The organism is Natronorubrum sulfidifaciens JCM 14089 (genome assembly GCF_000337735.1).
Taxonomy (GTDB): Archaea; Halobacteriota; Halobacteria; order Halobacteriales; family Natrialbaceae; genus Natronorubrum; species Natronorubrum sulfidifaciens.
This window is the reverse complement of sequence record NZ_AOHX01000002.1, coordinates 1-21682: the sequence shown is the minus strand read 5'-3', so window position 1 is coordinate 21682 and position 21682 is coordinate 1. Positions and strand designations below refer to the sequence as shown.

The window sequence follows — 21682 nt, the reverse complement described above, 5'->3', positions numbered from 1 at the left end:
ATTCGCCCGGAACGACACCGACACCGCAGTCGGAAGTCACGAGTCCGTTAGCGGTCGGATCGAACGCGGCGCAGTCCCGACTTCGCGGACGTCCAAGCAGGATAGACGGTGTTGTAGACGGGAGCTGGCGCGTTTCTCGCGCCCGCACGGAGCAGTCGGTGCGACAGCGGCGGCGAGGAGTCGGAAACGAGGTCGCCGAGAGCAGCCGCATCGAGCCACTCGAAAAACGCCGCTTCGGCGTCCGACGTCGGCTCCGTTTCGCGAGCGCGCTCGCGGATATCGTCCCACATGTAGCGTTCGTCCTGTCCGAGGACCCACCGACCCTCCTCGAGTGCAGTTCGGATCTCGTGATAGTCCTCGTCGACGAACAGATAGCCGTGTGCCGTTGGCTCGAGGCCGGCGAGTCGAAGGCCGACAGCGGTCCGGTAACACTTCTCACACTCACCGCAGTTGCCGTCCATTCGGACGTTGCAGGTCTGGAGTTCGAGCGTCGGCTCCGCCGTTTGGACGTAGTCGGCGATGCGGTCGAGCCGTTCCTGTCGGGTCAACTCGTAGCCATCGTGATGACACTGTGTGCCAGCCCACCGGACGTAGTCGTCGATATCGGGCCGTGACCCCCACTCGAGGTCGATCCCCTGCCAGTGGGTCGCAGCGACGTAGAGGTCCTCGATGCCGCGAGCGTAGGCCATCGGCGCACAGAGTCCGAGCAGCCCGAGGCCGTGGCCGACGGAGCTGTACCACGCGCCATCGACGTAGCGTTTGTAGTGAGCCAGCAACATCGGGTGGGCGAGAAACGAGAGCATGTTCGACTCGACGAAGGCCGTCTCGAGGTCGTGATCGGCGGCGAACGACGAGACACGCGAGCGGAGGGCGTCCCAGTCGTCGTCGTCGGCTGGCTCGGGCGTGATCGTCCACCCACGAATGCTAATCAGCGTCGGTGACTCCTCGCGGTGGCGGACATAGGAGTACGTCGAGTCGACGCCACCGGTAAAGAGCAGGCCACTCTCACCACCCGGTTCGGGTTCGGGATCGGTCGTGCGCTTTGCATACAGCGTCCCACCCTCGAGAAAGTCGTGCATCGAGCACAGCGTTTCCTTGACGTCCTCGAGAGCGCTTGCAAACGTCGCGTCGACCTCGTCGACGTAGACGTCGGCCCCGTTCGCCCACGCGACGGGACAGACCTGCGCGAGGACGGGAATCGCGAGGATGCCCTCGGGGACGGTCTCGATCGGGACATCGTAGTTGGTTCGAAACGATTCGGTCGTGAAAAACCGCTCGAGGTCGGCAGACGTCCGGACGTCACACTCGAGGGTCGTACCGTCGGCGCTGACGTGGTCGATAACAATTGATGACATAGCTGGTCGAACGAACTGGCAGTGGACGCACACTGATCGCAGTCATCTCGAGGGATCACGACGGAGTACAAAAACCATCAGAACCGTTGATCGTTCAGGAATCACAAATGCAACCCATACAGGTCAGTTCACAATCGATAGGGGTTGCATACAGCCGAGAGCCGCTCGAAAACGACCGCTAGCCACAACCACGGGGAAGAGGGACGCTAACAGCCATCATGATCGAGTGCAAGCCGTGAGAGTCGGTCGGCTGTAGACTGGCTGGGAGCCGATCGGATAGGAGCCGGATAACAAACGGCTGGGTCGATGACTGCTCGACAAGACATGCGTATCGATATCGGAACCGACAGGCAGCCACTCGAGAGTTTATGAAACGGGCGACGCTCAATATCACGCTCGCCGTTGGCTTCGTTGCGGCTGCAGCTGGCCTCCTCATCGCACGGGCAAATCCCGCAACCAACTACGAGCCATCGATATATACGGGCACACCGACGACGACGTGGATCGCGTTCGCCGTGGCGTTGGCGATCGCCATCAGTACGGCACTGATCTGCCGTGGCCGCGAGCAGGCATTTGGGATCGGTCTTGGCGCGATAACGGTCACCGGGATCGTCAGTCTCCCGGTGATCAGAAACTACCGCTTTTCCGGGATGGGGGATGCGCTTACGCACCTGGGATGGACGCGAAACATCACCACTGGGGAGCTAGCACCCCACGAACTGTTTTATCCGGCGGTGCACTCGATCGCGTCCGTCTTTTACTACGCTGGCGGAATCCCGGTCGAACGGGGACTCCTGTTCAGCATGGTCATCCTGTTCGTGCCGTTTTTGCTCTTCGTTCCGTTGGTCGTACGGGAGGTGACAGGTCCCGGGCTAGCGGTCGGCGTCGGCGCGATCGTCTCGTGGATGGCCCTCCCGATCAACAATATCGCGACGCACATGGGGGTGCATACGAACTCGAACGCGCTCTTTGTCGTTCCCGTTGTCATCTTCGCGTTTCTCGCCTATCTCCGTCGCCGAGCAGCGATTGAGCGACTCCCGTTCGGTCTCTCACCGTTTAGCCTCCTCATCGTCCTGTCCGGGGTTGGACTCCTGTTGATCCACCCCCAGCAGATGATCAACGTCGTTATCCTGCTCGGAACGATCAGCGCCATCCAGTACGTCGTTCGACGCCGCTACGATGACCACCCGGTTCTCGACCATCCAACCACGTACGCGCACACAGTCGTTCTCGGCTCGCTGTTTGGGCTGTGGGCATTGAGCAACGAGCGGTTCAGAGACGCACTTCTGGGACTGCTCACCGGGATCTTCACCGCAGACGTCGGCAGCAGTGCTGAGGTCGAACAGCGTGAATCGTCACTCACAGAGATCGGCGGCAGTCTCGGCGAACTGTTCGTAGCGATGTTTCTCGAGTTGGCTGTGATCTCGCTGCTAGTCGGCGTCTTCATCCTCTTGGTGTGGTTTGGGCGGACCAGCCTCGATCCCGAGGCGAAGTCACTCGTCAACTACCTCGCGATCTCGATGGTGCCCCTAACCGGGCTGTTCGCCGTCTACTTCGTCGGAACGCCGACGATGGCGTTCCGCCAAGTCGGCTTTCTGGCCGTTGTCCTGACGATTCTCGCGGGTGTCGCCATCTCACGCGGCATCGGCACGCTCTCGAGGTATATCTCGAGGCCGGGCGGCAACGTCGTCGCAGCACTCGTCCTCGGTGCCTGTCTCGTCCTCGGACTGATGACGGTGTTCGCATCGCCGATGATCTACGATCCCGGACAGCACGTCACCCAACAGAAGTTCAGCGGCTACGAGTCCGGGTTCGAACACGCAGACGACGACGTTCCCCACGTCGGAATGGGGTATGATCCGTACCGATACGATCACGGCATCAACGGCGTCGAGGGTGAAGGCACGCTGAGCGGAGCGACGGTCGCAAGCGGGACGGTCGATGCCGAGGCGTTCGAAGCCGGCAACTACAACGAGGCATACAACGATATCGACTACTATTTCATCACAACCCAGTACGATATGACCCGTGAACTCGAGGTCTATCAGGAACTCTACTACAGCGAGGACTCACTCGAGACGTTCGAGACGTCCTCAGAAGCCAACAAAGTGATCTCGAACGACGAGTTCCGGATGTACGCCGTCTCCGGCGCGGAGTAACTGAATCGTCGCGACAGACTGGTAGTTCCCAACGCAGTTGTCCCCCGGACGGTACCGAGCAGTACCGGCGGCATCGGACCGTGTGACACACTCGAGTGGACGGTGCGTGTGGAATCCATTACCCGCCACGACACACTCGTACGCATGCCAGCCTGTGTCGTGCGATAAGTCATTATATTGTTTCTTTCGCGCGCGCGAACAGCACTCCAGACTCCACATGTGAACGCACACATCAGCGGCCCACGATCGAAACCCGACACACGCCTCCCTGTGCTCACGGCTCGAGTCGAGTACCGCTCCAGCGACGGTCGTCGTCTAGACTGACGACGGACAACACGGGCTTCGAACTCGAGGTGGTGTTTCGATCAACGACGGCGACATCAGCCGTCACTCATCTGCCTCAGTTCACAGCCATTCTTGACGGGTAATAGTCGACTATCCCCAAACAAAATGTTCTCGAGGACGATAGTGTCGACAGTTCGGTGTCGATGATTGCAGTGACGGATCGGCTGGAACAGCGCCTCTCGAGGGGTGTAAGATGATATTTCTGCCCTAAAGCCGAATTACTCGAGGGGGAGATCGGTGGTGTTTTAATCATAGTTTCGTGAGCGAATTGCCACAGTTTTTGTTGTATTATACAGCGTTAGAAATATATTCTGTAAATTTAACCTACTTCGACAAAGAAAAGTTTATAGCTGTAAGCCCAGGTTACGAAGATGTATGGCGCAGAACCCCCGTACGTCCGAGACGGACACTACGCCGAAAGCAACCCGTAATAGTGGATTAAGCCGACGCAGCTACGTGCGTTCGTTCGCCGCAGTCGCGACCGCGGCAGCCACGCTCGGTGCAGCCGGCACGACATCCGCCGAGGACGACTACGAGGAGTCCGGAACCACCAGTGTGGACCCCGAATCCACCGGTGGGACAGCCGCCGAGGACTACGAAGTGATCGAAGCCGCCGGCCAGACCATCACTATCGGCGATGGCGAAGCCTGGGAGAACAAGCTCATCGACATGACGACCGGCCAGGATATCGTCATCACCGCACACGGCAGCGAGTGGACGGTTCGGAACATCGGTTTCAAAGGCGAGAACACCTCCGGAACCGGGTCCGCCACGTTCGGCATTTCCGATGGCGCTGGCGGCACCAGCACCGTCGAGAACGTCTACCTCGGAGATGGCTCGAGTGACGGAAACGGCAATCCGAACGGGCACGGCCAGACCGCGTTCTGGGTCGCCCCCGACCACTCCGGACACATCGACTTCAAAAACGTCAACATTCAGGGCTTTGCGGATAACGCGATCTACGCCTCCGCACCCGGAAACAGCGGCGGTGGGACGATCCACATCGATAGCTGTTTCGCTGCCAACTGTTATGTCTCGCACTATCGACTCGCGACGGAAGGGAGCAAGGTAACGAACTCCAGTGTGTACGTCGACAACGAAGGCTATGCCGGCCGGGGTATCTGGGCCTGGTCGCCGGGAACGGTCGAAGTCGAAGACTGCCAGATCGAGATGAACGGCCACCACACCGCGATCGACGCCGGTGCGAACGGCCAAGGAACGAATGTCGTGCTCCGGAACACCGACTACGACGCGGACGGCGGTATCGCCGAGCACGCCGGCTCGAGCGTCCAACTCGAGGACGACACGGGTACCGACCCCGAAGCATTCGTTCCAGCGGGAACACCAACCAGTCCCGAAGAGGCAGCCGCCGGCAGTAACTGAGACGAGAGTCAAAGTATCCCCCGCTGACGCTTTCTCCTCCCCCTCCCCGCTGACGCATTCTCTCCCCTGCAGACGCCGTCACAGGTGCCCTCCCTCGAGTTCGTCGCTGGCTGTTTTTCACCGATCACTCCAGACGGCCGGTCATCGAAGACACCGTTCGAGAAGCGAGTGAACGAGGCGGCCGGGTAAGCAGAGATTATCGAGCGATTGGCGAATATCTCGAGGAGAGACGATACGTAATAGCGGATTACTCGACGAACACATACGAATCTACGACATATAAAATATCGATAGATAATTTGCTTATTTTCCCACGTAACATACAGAGTGTATCTAAGGTCTGTAAATTTTAAGTAAAATAGAAGAGAAAGTTTATGGTGGTAGTATCATATTACCCGATTGCATGGCACGCGAACCTTCGGTACTGAACGAAGACGGATCCGTCGACAGCGAGGACGAGTCGGCGGATGAACGCGGTAATACTGGATTACTCCACCGACGATCGTATATGAAACTCGCCGGTGCAACGACTGCAGCGGCGACAGTGTTCGGGGCGAGCGCAAGCGCCGACGGCGAAGACTACGATGTCATCCGCGCACGCGGTCAGGTGATCAACATCGGCCGCGGAGAAACGTTCGAGAACAAACTCATCGACGTTTCGACTGGCGACAGTATCCTGCTGAACGTCACAGGAGCGAACTCGGTGATTCGAAACATCGGCTTCAAAGGTCTCTACCGCGGCGATCAGTTCCTGATCTCGATCAACGCCGGCCGCGGCGACATCCTTTTCGAAAACATCTATATGGGCGATGGGGCGACCAAAGAGGGCTCGAGTTTCGTCCACGGTCCCGGTGCGGTCTTTATGCACCGTGGCAGTGACGCGAACCTGACGTTCCGTTGCTGTAACGTCCAGGGCTTCCCGAACAACGGCTTCTACTGTTCTAACACCGCGTCTGGACCGAGCAGTGTCCACTTCGATACCTGTTTCGGGAAAAACAACGGCGTCTCGACGTTCCGCTGTGCGGGCGGCAACGACGTGATCGAAAACTGTGTCGCGTACAACGACAACACCGACTACGGCCCCGGCTACGGCGGCTACACCGAAACCAACGGCCGCCCCGTCTGGGTCTGGAACGGCGGCACCGTGGCTATTCGCGACTCACAGTTCGCCGACGGACCGTACCCCTACGCACTCGTCGCCGGGGCAAACGGCTCGCCCGGTCGTGTGCGCTTCGAGAGCGGCGGTTACCAAGGGAGTATTCAGCGTGCAAGCGGCTCAAGCGTCACAGTCGGTGACGCCGTCGGGACCAATCCGGATCTCTCGATCCCCGACGGCGTTCCGACCTCGGCAGAGGCCGCTGCGTCTGGAACGGCACACACCGACTCCACCGGAAGCACAAACAGCGACGAGAGCGACGACGACGAGAGTGACGAGCAACTCCCGAACGTGATCCTCTTCGATGGAGACGCCGCGGACGTAACTCGATACGAGTTCGAAGTCAGCGGCGACGTTGAGCCATCGAACCACGACGGGGCGACGATCGACGACGGAGCCGAGGTCGACGGCTCACTCGCAAGCGGTGTCGTCGCAGACTGGAAAGACGCCTTCCGTTTCAGTGGTGACCTCGAGCAACTCACGGTCGATGGGCCGGCAACGGTGCTGGTCAACGACGAGGAGATCGATGCCGCCGACTACGGTGAGAAACTCCCCCACGTGCTCGACGTCGAGAGCCGTGACTCACCGACGAGTTTCGAGATCACAGTCGAGGGAAGGATTGAACTCGAGAGCGACGACGAGCCGAAAGAGGAAGCGACGACCGTGTCGGGGTCGACGGTCCAGAGCACGCTCACCGACGGAAGCCAGACGTTCCGGTTCTCGGGGACGTTGACTGATGTCACCGTCATTGACGGCGAGGCAACAGTGAGCCTCGACGGTGAAGAGATCGATCCAGCCGACTACGGCGACCACGAACTGCTTCCCCACGTCCTCGTTATCGACGGAACTGAAGCAGAGAATCCGAGTACGTACTCCTTCGAGGTGAGCGGTGCAGTCGTCAAATCCACCTACCGAGGTGCCTCGATCGACGATGAGGACGTCATCGAAGGAAAGGCCGTTCGCGGCGCGGTCGGCAACTGGCTCGATGCCTACTGGTTCGACGGCGACATCGAGGCGTTCACCCTCTGTGGGAATGCCGCTGTGGACGTCCAGTACAACGTCCGCGATCAGTGACCGACTCGCTACTGCTCGCACACTGATAGCGCCGTTATCACTCGAAAAGAACAGTCTCACAGATTCTCGACGCTCGAGCAACCCATATCTGAAAATAAATCGACAGCGAGTCACGTCAGCTGTGCGATCGTCTCACGTGGATCGACGACGCCACTTGCTGTGACCAGAACGCCCCAGATAGCGATGCCGAGCGCGATTACGCCGAACAACGCCGGAATGGACGAGGCGTACGGAACGAGAAACAGCACTGACAACCCCATTCCGCAGGCGATAGCCGACGTCACCGCGAGCGAACGACCGATCCGAACGAAATCCAGCGACAGTTCGCTGTGCATGACGTAGACGTTGACCAGCGTGTAGGTGCCAAACGTGAGCACTGTCGCAACGGCGGCCCCGGTGACGCCGTAGATCGGGATCAAAGCGATGTTGAGACCGACGTTTGCGACCGATGTCGCACCTTTCGCGTACGCGCGCGTTTTCGCTCGACCGAGATAATCGAGTCCCTGCGTCGTGACGCCCGTGATTGCCTGGAAAACGACGTAGACCGAGAGCACTTGCAACACCGGTGTTGCACCCGCATACTCAGTCCCAAAAATAAGCGTAATAGCAGGCTCAGCCACGAGTAAGATTCCCACCGCGGCTGGAATGTACAGCAAGAACATATACTGAAGCGTCGTCTCGTAGATCCGGGCCGCACGATCGAGCGACTCGTTCGCTTTCTCCTCGCCATAGGCCGGTGAGACGGAAAATCCGAGCGAGCTGGCCGGAACCAGAACGAACTCTGTGACTTGTTTACTCAAGACATAGTAACTGACCGCAACCGGATTGATAAAGAACGCAACCAGAATCGTATCGACCTGCCGATCAAGGATGTTCGCGCTGTGAGAGGCCGTCAGCGGAACGCTGTACTTGAGCATCCGGTTCCGGAGCGATTTGTCCCCACCGCCGTCCACATACTGGGTGTAGAACCGGCGGTAGAGCAATACCAGCCCAGCGACCGTTGCGAGAGCAGCGCCCAAAATGTACCCAAACAGTGCCCCAGCAACACCCAGCCCGAGCGCTGTCAGGCCAACGACGAACAGGACACGTGTAACGTTGTTGATGACCTCGAGGACGGCGCTCAGATTCACCCGGTTGAAGCCCTGAAACAGCGACAGGTGGTACGAGTACAGCGACTGGAAGAGCAGATAGCCGGCGGCCAACCACATCAGCGTCGAGAGTTCAGGAATCTCGAGGACGGTCGCGAGAACGTCACGCGTTACAATGAGGGCGACAGCGACAATGCCGAGCAAGAGCATTCGATAGCGAAGCGACGTCCGCACGAGATACGGGATGACCGATGGCTCGGTTTCTTTCTTTTCGGAGATGTAGCGCGCTGCCGAGCGAGCGAGTCCGAGGTCCGCACCGAGTTGCGCGATGGCGACGATGGAGATAATCGTGAACAACAGCCCATACTGGTCGTTGCTCAACAGAAAACGGGCAAGCAACAGCAACAGGAGTCCGTTCGCGATGTTGTTTACGAGTCGGGCACCGAGTGTTGCCTTGAACCCGTCGAGGATACGATCAGTGAGCGACATGCTCGACAACTCGTCCGTCAGCAGTTCGGTTTCGGGACAGTTCGTCGCCGGTGTGCCAGCCATCGCTGGTGATCCGGAACCGACGCCATGAGCGGCTGTTGACACGGGCGGAAAGAACCACTGCTGACGTCGCCCGCTGACTACGCGGAGAGAGAGTCAGGAACACTGGACCCTCACTACTCCGGACACAGTCATTGTAATCCCTCCCGTACCTTCCGTTTTCCGTGCCATATCTACCGGTGGCCGAAAGATATCGACGAGTAGCGACTCCAGCAACCCCGGCAACAGGTTCGTCGGCGACGAGACTGCGTTTTCGGGGCGAACACCGATACGTGAAGAATACAGACAGTACGAAATAGATAACAAAATACTCGTGACAGACTAGTTGAAGTATGAAAATCGGGTTCTATCACGACGCTGCTGGGACTCGTCATGCGGGTGGAATCGCGATTTACACCCAACAGATGGCGGCGGCACTCAGCCGATCGAACGATGTCTACCTCTATACGCAGGCAGGGGACCTGTCACCACTGCTGACTGAGTCGGACGTGACCGTGATCGAAACGCCCTCCTTCGAAGACCACTGGACGCAGTCACTCGATCCAGTGCATCCACTTGGTCCCCAAAACCGGAGCAAGCTCCTGATGACCCAGTGGACCGTCCGAAACGGCCTCATCGATCACATGAACGAGCACCTCGACGTCCTCTTTACGTACCAGTTTCTCGATGATCTCCTCCTCTCGAACGTGGTCGACGTACCAACCGTCTACACGTTCCATCGACTCACGGGATTCGGTCTTGGCGTCACACTTCGAGACAAGCTATCACAGACAGAACACCTTCTGGCAAACTCGGACGAAACCGCAAAGCGAGTGACGAACGCACTCGATTCCAGCGTCGAGGAACTCATTTATCCAGGCGTCGACGAAGATCGGTTCCAGCCAGGGGTCGAACCCACGATCTCGAGTGCCGATCCGATCATCCTCTTCGTCGGTCGGCTCGTCGAATCGAAAGGGATCTACGACCTACTCGAGGCAGTGTCTCGTCTCGAGGGTGAACAGGAACTCCACTTCGTTGGTCGTGGCAGCGAGAAAGCGCAGTTGCGACGCCGGGCCCGCGAACTCGGGATGTGGGAGCGAGTGGAACTCCACGGCGAAGTCCCACATCCGGACCTGCCGGCCTACCACGCCGGTGCCGACGTGTTCTGTCTGCCGAGCCACAACGAGAGTTTCGGGATGGCAAACGTCGAAGCGATGGCCTGTGAGCTTCCGGTCGTGACGACGGCTCTCGAGGGGATCAAAACGTATCTAGTCAACGGTGAAAACGGGCTCCTCGCACGGGTCAACGACCCGCAAGATCTGGCCGACAAGCTCACCATGGTCCTCGAGTCGGCCGAGCTCCGAGACACACTCGGCACGCAGGCCCGCGAGGACGTTCAGGCGTTCACCTGGGACGAACAGGCGCGACGGCTCGAGCAGTTCTGTCAGGATGCGGTCGCACAACCTGAGCCAGCAGATCTACCACCCCACGAGCCGCTCGAGATGGAAGTGGATACGGCATGATACGGCTCGATCCACTGTGTCCCGGTGATCACACAGATCCGGATCAGACATTCAGCGAGCGATCTGACGTGAAAAACGACGAGAGAGACCGAGTATGGAAATGGCCCCCGCGCCTAAACGGGAACAGATGCTGGCACGCGAACTGCTCCGGTACTGGATGACGGTCGTCGGGAGCCACTCGTCCGTTCGGGAGCAGTGAATAAAAGTCCTTCTTCCCATCATACACATTACTGAGACGGGGTCCCAACACCAGTCACACACAGCATCGACGAGCGTGGCCACTGATCGTCACGACACACCAGATCGGACCGCATCCAGGTGATCGGATGTGAACATCGTCGCAGTTGAGACGCGACGATGACGACCTGTCGCCGCCGGTGCAGTCAGTGAGAGCGGCAGAAAATCAGTGACCCAACTCCCCCCGGAGTAGTCACTCTATTCGTGAGAGTTTACCGTCGACGGTACGCTCCTGTTGCCGGTTCGTAACGGCGTGGACAGCCGAAAGGAGGAAAAACGCGACGACGACGATGCCAGCAACACCGAGCATCGGGATGGCAGACAGCGGTGGCAGGCCAAGAAAGGCACCAGTAACGAACGCTGCGCCGACGACACTGAGTGTTGCGTACCATCGATCCCACCGATCCTGCCGGTGTGTATCCGTATCGAGATACATCATCAGCAGATCGGCGTTATCCGCGAGCGAGATCAGCCCCCGGTCTTGATCGTACTCGACGATCCCGGCATCGTCCATCTTCGGAAGATGAGTCTGGTAGAGGGCGACGTACACCCGCTTTCGCTGGTCGGAGCTGAGCGCGCTGACTTCAGTATCGTTCTCCCAAGCAGCGATCTGTTCGGCGAGTTCACCGAGCGTCACCGTTTCGTCAGCCTCGAGTAAGTATGCGAGTACTTCCCGCCGACGGCGGTTCTTCAGGAGTTCGAAAATAACGTCTTTCGAGAGCCGTTTCTCCTCACCCGACTCGGTCACCGACGCGATCTCGTCCGGAAGCGAGGTATCGATCGACGACATTAGTCGTCGCCTCCGGGGTCTGAAACTGCGTTCGGGTTTGATACTGACGAGTTACGGGAAGCGAAACGACAGCCAGCTGTTCCGGTCAACGGAACCCGCACCGTTCGTAGTCGACAAGTCGCAGTCACGATTGACACACCAAGTTGTACACCAATACTGACACTCTTAAGCACAGCCACGTTTCGCACCGGCTGCAAAGCACGCGCAGTGCGACGCAGTACGGGTTGACTTCCCGGCTGTGACAGCGCCCGGGTAGACCGCCGGGAGAACACTCGGTTGCCGTCGCGACTGACGGCGGGCAGTATCGGACACCTGTCCGTGTTTATCGTTCGCGTACGTGTATAACAGGTGAAGGGACGGCAGCGCGTGGATGAAAACCGGCTGGGGGAGATGCGACACGACACTGGTACGGAACGTTTGATGCCCGCGATATAAAGACGAGCGACAGTTCGATTCAGAAAGGTGAATTTACGGAGTGAATGGACGATTTACGGCGTCCAATCATCGAAACTATGCCCACATTTCATGTGTTGTGTCCACATCCCACATGGTAGGGTGAGGACGTCAACGAGGCGCTTCGCCCACAGCGGACCGATGGGACACGGTTTCAGCACGATTCAGTCGATCGTCACAGTCGGGCACAGCGGCGGTATGTCGCTGTTTGCTCTTTTTCTCTTGGCCTCAACGAGCACTCCAGTAAGTCAGGGTTTCTCGCGAAACCATGTTACACCCTTACAATGCCGGCACGGATCGATTTATTACTGATGACGCGGTCCCTCATCGATCACACGAAGACAGAATCAGCGAAGACAGAGTCCGGGCTATGTCCGGACTGCGAAACCGATACGATCGTACACGATCCGGACCGCGGCGAACGAGTCTGCAAGGAGTGTGGGCTCGTCCTCACCGAAGATCCGATCGACTACGGTCCGGAGTGGCGGGCGTTTAACGCCCAAGAACACGACGAACTCTCCCGTGTCGGTGCGCCACTCACACAGTCGATGCACGACCGTGGGCTAACGACCACGATCGACTGGCGGAACAAAGACGCCAACGGCCACTCGATGTCGGCCGACAAACACGGCCAGCTCCATCGACTCCGTGTCTGGCAAGAGCGCATCCGAACGAAAAACGCGGGCGAACGGAACCTCAAGTACGCGCTCTCGGAAATCGACCGAATGGTCAGCGCACTCGGCGTCCCAAAGCCCGTCAAAGAGACGGCAAGCGTCATTTACCGGCAAGCACTCGAGCAGGACCTCATCCGAGGCCGATCGATCGAAGGCGTTGCAACCAGCGCCCTCTACACTGCCTGCCGAAAGGAGGACATTCCACGCAGTCTCGAGGAAGTAACCGCTGTCTCACGGGTCGATCAGCGAGAGATCGGACGGACGTACCGATACATCGCCGACGAGCTCGACATCAACTTAGAGCCGACGAACCCACGCCAGTTCGTCCCCCGCTTTTGTTCGGAACTCGACGTCGACAAAGACGTCGAGACGAAAGCCGTCGAGATTATCGACGAAACGACCCAGCAGGGGCTCCACTCGGGGAAATCGCCGACCGGATTCGCCGCCGCAGCGATCTACGCCGCCGGCCTGCTTTGTGACGAGACGATTCCCCAGCGAGCAGTCGCCGACACCGCACAGACGACCGTCGTCACCGTTCGAAATCGGTACCGCGAGCAACTCGAGGCCATCGATCAAGCCCCGGCCTGATTACATGATCGATCGTTCGTCGGCCGCGTAGATCTCGTCATCAGCCAGTGCGTGGAGGTTCGCGTACGGAACGAACGCGAGGAACTCGTCGTCTTCGTCGTATAACTCGAGCCCTGTCTCCGTGTGTTCGTACCGCTCACAGGCGATCTGTCCTTCCGGCAGGATTGCACGGTACATACCCGTCCGAACGACGGCCAGCAAAATATAGCTGGGCGATGGTTCAGTGATGGACACGTGAGTGATAAAAGGGAGTGCGTTCCGTGTCTCGGTTGCATCGTGTTTCCGTCTTCCCTTACTCGGAGGCAATCTCGAGGTCGAACTCGGCCGTCGACTCGAGTACCACCGTCTCGCCAGCGGTCATCGAGTCCCCCACGTCGACATCGATGTCCTCGAGGTCCACCGTAGGTGGAAAGAGCAGGTCGACGCGGCTACCGAACGCGATGTGGCCGAGTCGATCGCCGCGGGTGACATCGTCGCCGCGTTCGACGTAGGGGTGAATGCGACGGGCGAACGCGCCGGCGATGAACGTGACTTCGGCGTCGTTCGCATTCGAATCCGACGCGTCGGTGTCTCGAGTCGCCCCCGTCGCCGATCCCTCGGCTGCAGGGAGGTTCGGAGAGTCCGTCTCACATCGAACGTGCACGCGCTCGTTGCGATCCGACTCCTTCGAGAACGCCGGGCGGTTCGCACCGGAGACGTGTTCGACGTCCGTCACGGCGGCGTCGAACGGCGCGCGGATGACGTGGACGTGCCAGACGTTCATGAAGACGCCCAGTCGAACGCGGTCGCCCTCCTCACGGAGCACGGAGACGTTCCCATCGGCCGGTGAGACGACGCCAGTCGGCGGCGGCGTCCGCTCGGGGTCGCGGAAAAAGGCGAGTGTTCCGACACTGGCGGCGAGTGCAAGGAGACTCGCCGTCACGCTGAACACGAGCGCGAACGGTGCAGCAAGCAGGGGAAGAACGGCGTACTTCCAGGCCCCCGGCGCGAAGTTCATGCCCGAACACACGCAATCAGGTCGTATGGCCGTTACGATGGTGGGCAGAGCCGGGCGATGTAACGGTGAACGAAGGCCGAATGGGGCCACCGATTCACACGCAATGGTTTCGCTGGGGAGTCTCGGCCGGCTGCAAGGTAAACGAAAACGTCGAGCCCGCACCGGGTTGTGAGTCGACCCAGATCTCCCCGCCGTGGCGCTCGACGATACGCTGACAGAGCGCAAGTCCGATTCCCGTCCCATCGTGCTCCGTGCGACTGTGGAGTCGCTGGAACACCTGGAAGATCTGCGATGTCTCCTCGGCGTCGATTCCGATCCCCTCATCGTGGACCGAGAGACGCCACATCGAGCCGGTTCGCTCGGCATCGATGTGGACCCGAGGCTGACCGTCACCGCTGTACTCGATCGCGTTCGACAGCAGGTTCTGAAACACCTGCCGAAGCTGGCCGGCGTCGCCCTGTACCTCGGGCAACGACGCCGCCGTAATCTCGGCGTCGGACTGGTCGATCATCACCTGCAAGTCGGTCAGGACATCCTCGAGTACCACGTCGAGATCGACCGGTTCGAGCGGCGCACCCTTCGAATCGACTCGAGAGTACTCGAGGAGGCCATCGATCATGTCGCGCATTCGCTCAGCGCCGTCGACGGCGAACTCGATAAACTCCTCACCGTCGGCATCGAGGTCGTCGGCATACCGGCTCTCGATGAGTTGGAGATAGCTCGAAACCATCCGTAGTGGTTCCTGCAGATCGTGCGAGGCCGCGTAGGCGAACTGTTCTAAGCGCTCGTTCGAGACCTCAAGTTCGGCGACCGTGTCGTTGAGTCGACGCTCGTAGGCCTGCCGTTCGATCGCCGTCGCGAGGATCGTCGCAGCGCTCTCGAGGAAGTCGATGTCGTGGTCAGCGAACTCCCGTTCGCCAGCGCTGTAGACGGCGAGGACGCCCGGTGAATCGGTCGTCGGGCCGATCGGAACGCCGACCCCGCTCGTGAGTCCGTGGTCAGTCACCCCGGTCGAACCGGGAACTCGAGTATCGGTCTCGAACGATTCGACGGCGATCGGTTCGCGTGCGGCGAGCGTGGCCTCGGGCAGCGAGTCGGCACTCGAGCGCTGGATTTCGGTCTCGAGGGTGGCGTCGTCACAGCCGACGCGTGAGCGAACCTGAAACGCGTCGTCGGTGCCGCCCGTCTCGGAGTCATAGATGGCACAGCACTCGATATCGAGTGCTGCCGCGATCAGTTCGGTCGCATTTTCGAGCAGCGCGTCCGTATCTCTGGTCTCGAGTGCATGGCGGCCAAGATACGCGATCGACTCGAGTTGGGCGACTTTCGCCGTGAGCGTTCGTTCGGCCTCCTTCCGTGGCGAAATATCACGGAACAGCCCCACGAAATAGCGATCGTCATCGTACCAGAACTCGTTGAGTGACACCCCGAGTGGGACTTCGTGGCCGGCTTCGTGTTGGCCCGGGAGTTCGACGTACGTCCAGTTTATTTTTCGCTCCCCGGTCTCGAGATACCGCTGTAACGCGTCGAGGTGTGTCTGTCGGAGCCGCGGCGGGATGATCGTGACTTTACTGGAGCCGACCAGTTCGTCGGGCGGATAGCCGAGAATGCGTTCGACGGCAGGGTTGGCGTACTGGATATCGCTGTTCGTATCCAAAACGATAATCCCGTCGGCGAGCGCGTCGGCGAGCGCCTGAAACGTCCGTCCGTAGGTGAACTCGGACGACGACGCGGATTCCGTCGGCGTTGCTCGACGGTTGACGAGCCCGACAATCCGTGCCGACCCGTTCTCGGTCTCAAATCGCTCGAGGTGGATCTCGACGGAACGGCTCGTCTCCGCGCCGGTTCGAATCGGAAGCGTCGTCGAGACCTTGCGCGTCGCATCGTCGGCGATGAGCGACTCGATGGCTGGACAGTCGTCCCCAACGAGCGTCGAAAACGCGGTTCCGAGCAACTCCGAGCGGTCGTATCTGGTCACCGATACGAAGGCGTCGTTGGCATCGACAACCGTACCGTCCGGCTCCATCCAGACGCTGGCGACGCCCGCCGCAGTGAGGAGCGATCCCAGCTCGTGACTGCTCGGTCCATCGTTCTGTCCCGTCCGTCCGGCGGACGGAGAGGAAGGGGACCCGGGTTCCATTGTTCGTGGTTACCCTGTCGAGGTGATAAGGACTGGGATCACTGTGGGATTACCACACACTGCTGAGTCGTGTCACCACCGAACGTTGCTGTACAGCCCGCTTGGTTGGCCGTCTCCAGTTTGGCCCCTGGTCTAGTGCAGTTGTACCGTCGTGGTCGATCACTCCCAGAACGATTGTGTTCGCGCGTATTCGCGTTCTTTCGAGAGGATGTCGCGATAGAATTCGGCTTCGTCCTCCCGAAGCTTGTTGATGATCCGGGCGGCGTTGTGCGGCCCGACGCCGCGGGCAGCCATCGCGATAACGGCCTGTTTACCGTGGCTCTGGACGAGACTGGCGCTCCGATAGGCGCGTTCGGTCATCGACGCCTGTTCGTCGTCTTTCTCCTCGGCGCGGACCGCCTGCACGACCTCGTCGGCCCACGGGTTCAGCGACGCGATTCGCGTCGAGCCACACTCGGGACATTCGGGCTGGTCGGCAACGCGCCTGACTTTCGTCGTGGCTTTCCACGCCTTGCAGTGGGTACAGAGTAAGATGATACGGTCGTTCTGCAGACGCTCTTTGACCGTCTCGATCACGCTCGCATCGGCGTTCTCGGGTGCTAGCAACTCCTTTCCACCAGCCGAGCGGCCGCCCTGTCCAACCGGCGTCCGCCCGCGGTAGGTGAGCAGTTCCAGCTCGTCCGACTGGAGTCGCTCGAGGACCACACTCGCCCGGTCGACGTCGAGATCCTCGTGGAACACCTCCCGAATCGCCTCGTCGTACATCGGCGTGTCCTCGAGTGCCGCCAGCAGTCGCTCACTCGAGAGTCGTCCGGAACCGCTGTGCTGCCAGCGTTTGAGCGCGCCGAACTTGGCCGACACCTGTGCGAGCCGGAAGGCGAGTGCATCCGAGCGCTTGAGGCCGAGTTCGATGATCGCCTCGACGTGGTCGGGATCGGTATCCTCGAGCACCGCCACGACGTCGCTGGTCGCCACCGAACTCGGTACCTCGAGTTCGATCCGGTAAGGGTCCGTCTCGAGGCCGACGGACGAGCCGGCCTGCTGGCCGAGCAGCGAGGAAAGCACGCGCCCGAGCGTTTCGTTGACCATGTGGCCAAACGGCGCGTTCAGGACGAGCGTTCGGCCTCGCCGCTCGAGGACGAGTCGATCAGCCGTCGGCATCGGGGCCTCGGCCGCGACGTGGCGCTCGAGTTGTTCGCAGGCACGCGTAAGCGTCTCCTCGTCAGCCGGATAGCGCTGGACGAGGTCTCGCGAAACGGCCCCGGCATCCGCACCAGCCGACAGCTGTGGCTCGGCGACGGCTCGGATCTCGCCGACCTCACCGGCAACCGCAGCGGGGACGGGAATCTCCTGACCGGTCCACGACGGCACCTCACCCGCGGGGTCTTCGATCGGGCTGACCTTCACTCGCGCCTCCTCGTCGTCGATCTCGGCGATGCGCCACATCTCGCCGCGCTGGATGAACACCTCGCCGGGCTGGGCGAAGTTGACCACGAACCGCTCGTCTAACGTCCCGATCTGGGTGCTCGAGGCGATGTCGTGGACCTCGTAGGTCTCCTCGTCGGGGATCATCGAGAGGTTCGCGTAGACGTACTGCCAGGTGCCGCCGGTGGTCTCGAGGCGATCCTCGCTCTCGTCGAACCAGACGATTCGGTTACGATGCAGTTCCGAGACGACCTCTCGAAACGTCTCCTCGGGAAGGTCGCGAAACGGATACGCGCGCGTAACCGTCTCGTAGGCCTCTCGAAGAGGTGTCGAACCGCGGCTCTGGACGAAGCCCGGAATCTGGTTTGCGACCACGTCGAGACTCCCCTCGTGGATCGCCGCCGGTTCGACCTCGCCGTCGCGCGCTCGGCGGGCGATTGCGACCGCCTCGAGCGTGTCGTCGGGGCGAGTTGTGACGATCGTACCGCTCGAGACCGCGTCTTGGCGGTGGCCCGCACGCCCGATCCGTTGGAGCAATCGCGTCACCTGCCGCGGGCTTTTGTACTGGACGACGTGATCGACGCGGCCGACATCGATCCCCAATTCCATCGAGGACGTACAGAGCAGGCCGTCCAGTTCGCCGGCTTTGAACCGATCCTCGACGTCGATCCGGGCTTCCTTCGAGAGCGAGCCGTGGTGGACGCCGATCGGGAGATCGAGTTCGGTGAACCGCGAGCCAAGCGCCTCGGCTGTCTGTCGCGTGTTGACGAAGATCAGTGTCGACTCGTGGTCGGCGACGAGGTCCCGAATCAGGCGAACGTGGCTGGCCGTGTCGGCTTCGGTCATCAGTTCGCCTGCCAACCGTTCGTCTTCGTCGGTGATCTCGGGTTCACGAACGGTGACGTCGACGTTGCTTCCGACGTCGATCTCCCGGATTTCACAGGGTCGACCGCCGGTCAGAAACTGCCCGACCTCGGCAGGATCGCCGACCGTCGCCGAGAGGCCGATTCGCTGGATTGGCCCTGAGAGGTCCTGTAATCGCTCGAGGCCAACCGCAAGCTGGGCGCCGCGTTTCGACGCCGCGAGCTCGTGAACTTCGTCGATCACGACGTGAGAAACGTCTCGGAGGGCCTCCCGCAGCCGCTCGCCGGTGAGCATCGCCTGCAGGGTTTCGGGCGTCGTCACCAGCACGTCCGGTGGGTTCTCCGCTTGCTTTCCGCGCTGGTACTGGGTCGTATCACCGTGGCGAACGTCGACCTCGAGGTCGAGATAGTCACCCCACCACTCGAGGCGTTCGCGCATGTCGCGGTTGAGTGCCCGCAGCGGGGTGACATAAAGTGCGCCGAACCCCTCGGGCAGGTCCTCGAGCAGGTGGTCGAAGACAGGCAACATCGCCGTCTCGGTCTTGCCGCTGCCAGTGGGGGCGATCACGAGCGTGTGCTGGCCGGCCGACAGCGGCGGTATCGCCAGCTGCTGTGGCGGCGTCGGCCTCGAGAAACCGCGTTCGGAGAGCGCCCCACGAACTGTCGACCCGAGATGCGTAAACGCCGCGACGTCCCCGTCAGTCATCGCCCCGAGGTAGGGTCGAACGGCGGATAAGCGCCACGCTCCGGTTGACTCGAGAGCAGGGTTCGAGAGGACGATCGGTAGACGAGACGATATCGGCCCGTGATGTCACCGTCGGGTTACTCCTCCGAAACGTCCTCGTCGGTCGCGTCGTCGCGTTCGTTCGTGTCCGTAGACGGCTCGGCATCCGCTGCGGAGTCGTCGCTTCTCGGCTCCTTGATCGGAATCGTCACGAGATCACCGGCTCGGTCCTGCTCCTCGCTTCCAGGCCGGCTTCGCTCGTCCCCCATCGCGTCCGTCGTTCGGTCCAGCGGGTCATCACCGGCGTCATCGCTCGAGCCAAGCACTCGAGTCACGACGTAGGCGGCGACGAGGACGACAACCGCAGCCAAGAGGTATCTGGAATATCCGAGGCGACCACTCGCGGATGGCGCCGCCGTCGACCCCCTCGAGCCCGATGTCGGACCACCGGACAGACGTGTTCGAACTCCCATTACGCGTTCTCCCACGTCAGCCCTGAAGTGCGTTTGGGGTCGAACCGCACAGACGTTTCGGGGTTGCATTCTATTTCCTAGACAGTCCGTTGGTTGAACTTGATTCGAGATCTGATGGGAATGTTAACCACGGACCAATATCTATTCAAGCGTGTACTCTGAATTGTCATCGTACAGCATGGCAAACGAGATTACACCGAAAGAGCTTCCGGAGCCACGATACGAGTACGGGGCTGACGACCACGTATTCGTCGAGCTCGCGGAAGAAATGAGCTTTACTGCCAATTTCAAGGCGATGGCGATCACCCAGCAGGTCGCCGAGCGCGATATCGACGGGATCATCGAGAACTGTCCGGCCAACGCCTCCTACATGCTTCGTATCGATCCCGGCGTCATCCACCCGGACGACGTGATTGCGGAACTCAAAGCGATCGAATCGGAACTCGACATCGAGAACTACGAGTGGGACACCCGCGTCATCGACATTCCCGTCCTGTTCGAAGATCCGTGGACCCACGAGACGCTCATGGAGTTTCGTGACCGCCATCAGGACCCGGACGGGACCGACCTCGAGTACTCCGCCGAACTCAACGGCTTCGACGACGTCGACTCCTTCCTCGAGGCGTTCGTCTCGGCCCCGCACATGGTCACGATGGTTGGATTCGTGCCGGGCCTACCGTGGTGTTTCCAGATGGTGCCACGAGACCAGCAACTCGAGGTGCCGAAATACGTCGAGCCACGGACCGACACGCCCAGCCGTGCGGTCGGCTTCGGTGGTGCGTTCTCGGTTATCTACCCAGTACAGGGCGCTGGCGGGTATCAGCTCTACGGCCGGACCCCTGTCGAAGTGCTCGACGTCGACCAGCAGTTGGCCGACTTCAGCGACTCGATGGTGCTCCCGAACCCCGGCGACATCTTAAACTACAGACCGATCGACCGCGAGGAGTACGACGCGATCCGCGAGGAGATCGAGGCCGGAACGTACGAGTACACCTACAAGCGCGTGAACTTCTCGACTGAGGAGTTCTTCGAATCGCCACTCGAGTACAACGACCAACTCACGGAGGACCTAGCATGATCACCATCCAGGAAGGCGGGATCGCGAGTACGGTACAGGACCGCGGCCGTTTTGGCCACTACCACATCGGCATGCCGCCATCGGGAGCGATGGACAAGTACGCCCACACGGTCGCGAACTACCTCGTCGGCAACGACGCCGACGCCGCGACGATCGAGATGACCTACCAAGGGATCACGGCGACGTTCGACGAGGACAGCGTCATCGCCATCACCGGGGCCGACATGTCGCCAACCCTCAACGGCGAGTCGATCGGGACGTGGGAGACCGTCGCCGTCGACGCTGGCGACGAACTCGAGTTGGCGTTCGCGACCGAAGGCGCGCGCGCGTATCTCGCCGTCGCCGGCGGGGTCGACGTCCCCGAAGTGATGGGGAGTCGCTCGACGTACACCCTCGTCGGAATCGGCGGCCACGAGGGACGCAGCCTCGAGGAGGGTGACGAACTGGCGATCGGCGAGGCCGACGGCACCCCGAATGAGTTGGTCGGCACACAACTCGACGAGGAGTACGTGCCGTCGTACGCGGACGAAGACACCGTTCGTGTCGTCCTCGGGCTCACGGACTACCGGCTGACCGAAGAGAGCAAAGAGACACTCCTGTCTCTTATACACATCTCTGATGGCGCGAGG

At 60.6% G+C, this 21682-nt stretch carries 15 protein-coding genes; 7 read left to right on the top strand and 8 right to left on the bottom strand.

Translation table 11 applies throughout. The features are described from left to right. Positions 1–47: 47 nt before the first annotated feature. Positions 48–1355, bottom strand: coding sequence for a hypothetical protein (locus tag C495_RS00365; RefSeq protein WP_008158908.1), 1308 nt, complete (start codon positions 1353–1355; stop codon positions 48–50). A gap of 368 nt (positions 1356–1723) precedes the next feature. Between C495_RS00365 and C495_RS00360 the strand changes: the two genes are divergently transcribed. From C495_RS00360 to C495_RS00350, 3 genes are all read left to right on the top strand, one after another. Further along, positions 1724–3514 carry a hypothetical protein gene (locus C495_RS00360; protein ID WP_008158907.1) on the top strand — a complete coding sequence of 597 codons (1791 nt, stop codon included), beginning with the start codon at positions 1724–1726 and terminating at the stop codon, positions 3512–3514. Between the two features lie 720 nt (positions 3515–4234). Then, complete coding sequence (locus C495_RS00355) at positions 4235–5242, top strand: hypothetical protein (RefSeq protein ID WP_049890058.1); 1008 nt, start codon at positions 4235–4237, stop codon at positions 5240–5242. 403 nt (positions 5243–5645) lie between these two features. Further along, positions 5646–7472 (top strand): hypothetical protein, encoded by a 1827-nt coding sequence (locus C495_RS00350; RefSeq protein ID WP_008158905.1) that lies wholly within the window; start codon positions 5646–5648, stop codon positions 7470–7472. Positions 7473–7582: 110 nt separating this feature from the next. On the opposite strand, the gene C495_RS00345 is transcribed toward C495_RS00350, so the two are convergent. Beyond that, positions 7583–9112, bottom strand: coding sequence for a flippase (locus C495_RS00345; RefSeq protein WP_008158904.1), 1530 nt, complete (start codon positions 9110–9112; stop codon positions 7583–7585). Positions 9113–9441: 329 nt separating this feature from the next. Here C495_RS00345 and C495_RS00340 point away from each other — a divergent pair, with 329 nt between their 5' ends. Beyond that, on the top strand, positions 9442–10611 hold the full coding sequence (locus C495_RS00340; protein ID WP_008158903.1) for a glycosyltransferase family 4 protein: 1170 nt from the start codon (positions 9442–9444) through the stop codon (positions 10609–10611). A 430-nt stretch (positions 10612–11041) separates the two neighbouring features. Here the strand turns inward: C495_RS00340 and C495_RS00335 are convergent, their stop codons facing one another. Continuing rightward, on the bottom strand, positions 11042–11638 hold the full coding sequence (locus tag C495_RS00335; RefSeq protein WP_008158902.1) for a DUF7344 domain-containing protein: 597 nt from the start codon (positions 11636–11638) through the stop codon (positions 11042–11044). A gap of 764 nt (positions 11639–12402) precedes the next feature. On the opposite strand from C495_RS00335, the gene C495_RS00330 reads away from it, so the two are divergent. Next, positions 12403–13353, top strand: coding sequence for a transcription initiation factor IIB (locus C495_RS00330; protein WP_008158901.1), 951 nt, complete (start codon positions 12403–12405; stop codon positions 13351–13353). Here the strand turns inward: C495_RS00330 and C495_RS17985 are convergent, their stop codons facing one another. The 5 genes from C495_RS17985 to C495_RS00310 all read right to left on the bottom strand — a co-directional run bounded on the left by C495_RS17985 (position 13354) and on the right by C495_RS00310 (position 19975). Then, positions 13354–13530 (bottom strand): hypothetical protein, encoded by a 177-nt coding sequence (locus C495_RS17985; RefSeq protein ID WP_008158900.1) that lies wholly within the window; start codon positions 13528–13530, stop codon positions 13354–13356. It lies immediately after the preceding gene. Positions 13531–13645: 115 nt separating this feature from the next. Further along, the gene (locus C495_RS00325) at positions 13646–14350 is read right to left on the bottom strand and encodes a protein sorting system archaetidylserine decarboxylase (protein ID WP_008158898.1); all 705 of its coding nucleotides are present in this window, start codon (positions 14348–14350) and stop codon (positions 13646–13648) included. Positions 14351–14444: 94 nt separating this feature from the next. Then, a complete protein-coding gene (locus tag C495_RS00320; RefSeq protein WP_008158896.1) occupies positions 14445–16490 on the bottom strand; it encodes a PAS domain-containing sensor histidine kinase in 2046 nt (681 codons plus the stop codon). 159 nt (positions 16491–16649) lie between these two features. Further along, positions 16650–19484: a DEAD/DEAH box helicase gene (locus C495_RS00315; protein WP_008158894.1), complete on the bottom strand. Its 2835-nt coding sequence runs from the start codon at positions 19482–19484 to the stop codon at positions 16650–16652. Between the two features lie 116 nt (positions 19485–19600). Beyond that, entirely contained in the window at positions 19601–19975 is a 375-nt protein-coding gene (locus C495_RS00310) for a hypothetical protein (RefSeq protein WP_152418829.1), read from the bottom strand. Positions 19976–20153: 178 nt separating this feature from the next. Between C495_RS00310 and C495_RS00305 the strand changes: the two genes are divergently transcribed. Next, positions 20154–21053 carry a 5-oxoprolinase subunit B family protein gene (locus tag C495_RS00305; RefSeq protein ID WP_008158891.1) on the top strand — a complete coding sequence of 300 codons (900 nt, stop codon included), beginning with the start codon at positions 20154–20156 and terminating at the stop codon, positions 21051–21053. Next, the coding region (locus tag C495_RS00300) for a 5-oxoprolinase subunit C family protein (protein ID WP_008158889.1) at positions 21050–21682 on the top strand (633 nt) is incomplete at its 3' end. The genes C495_RS00305 and C495_RS00300, both read left to right, overlap by 4 nt.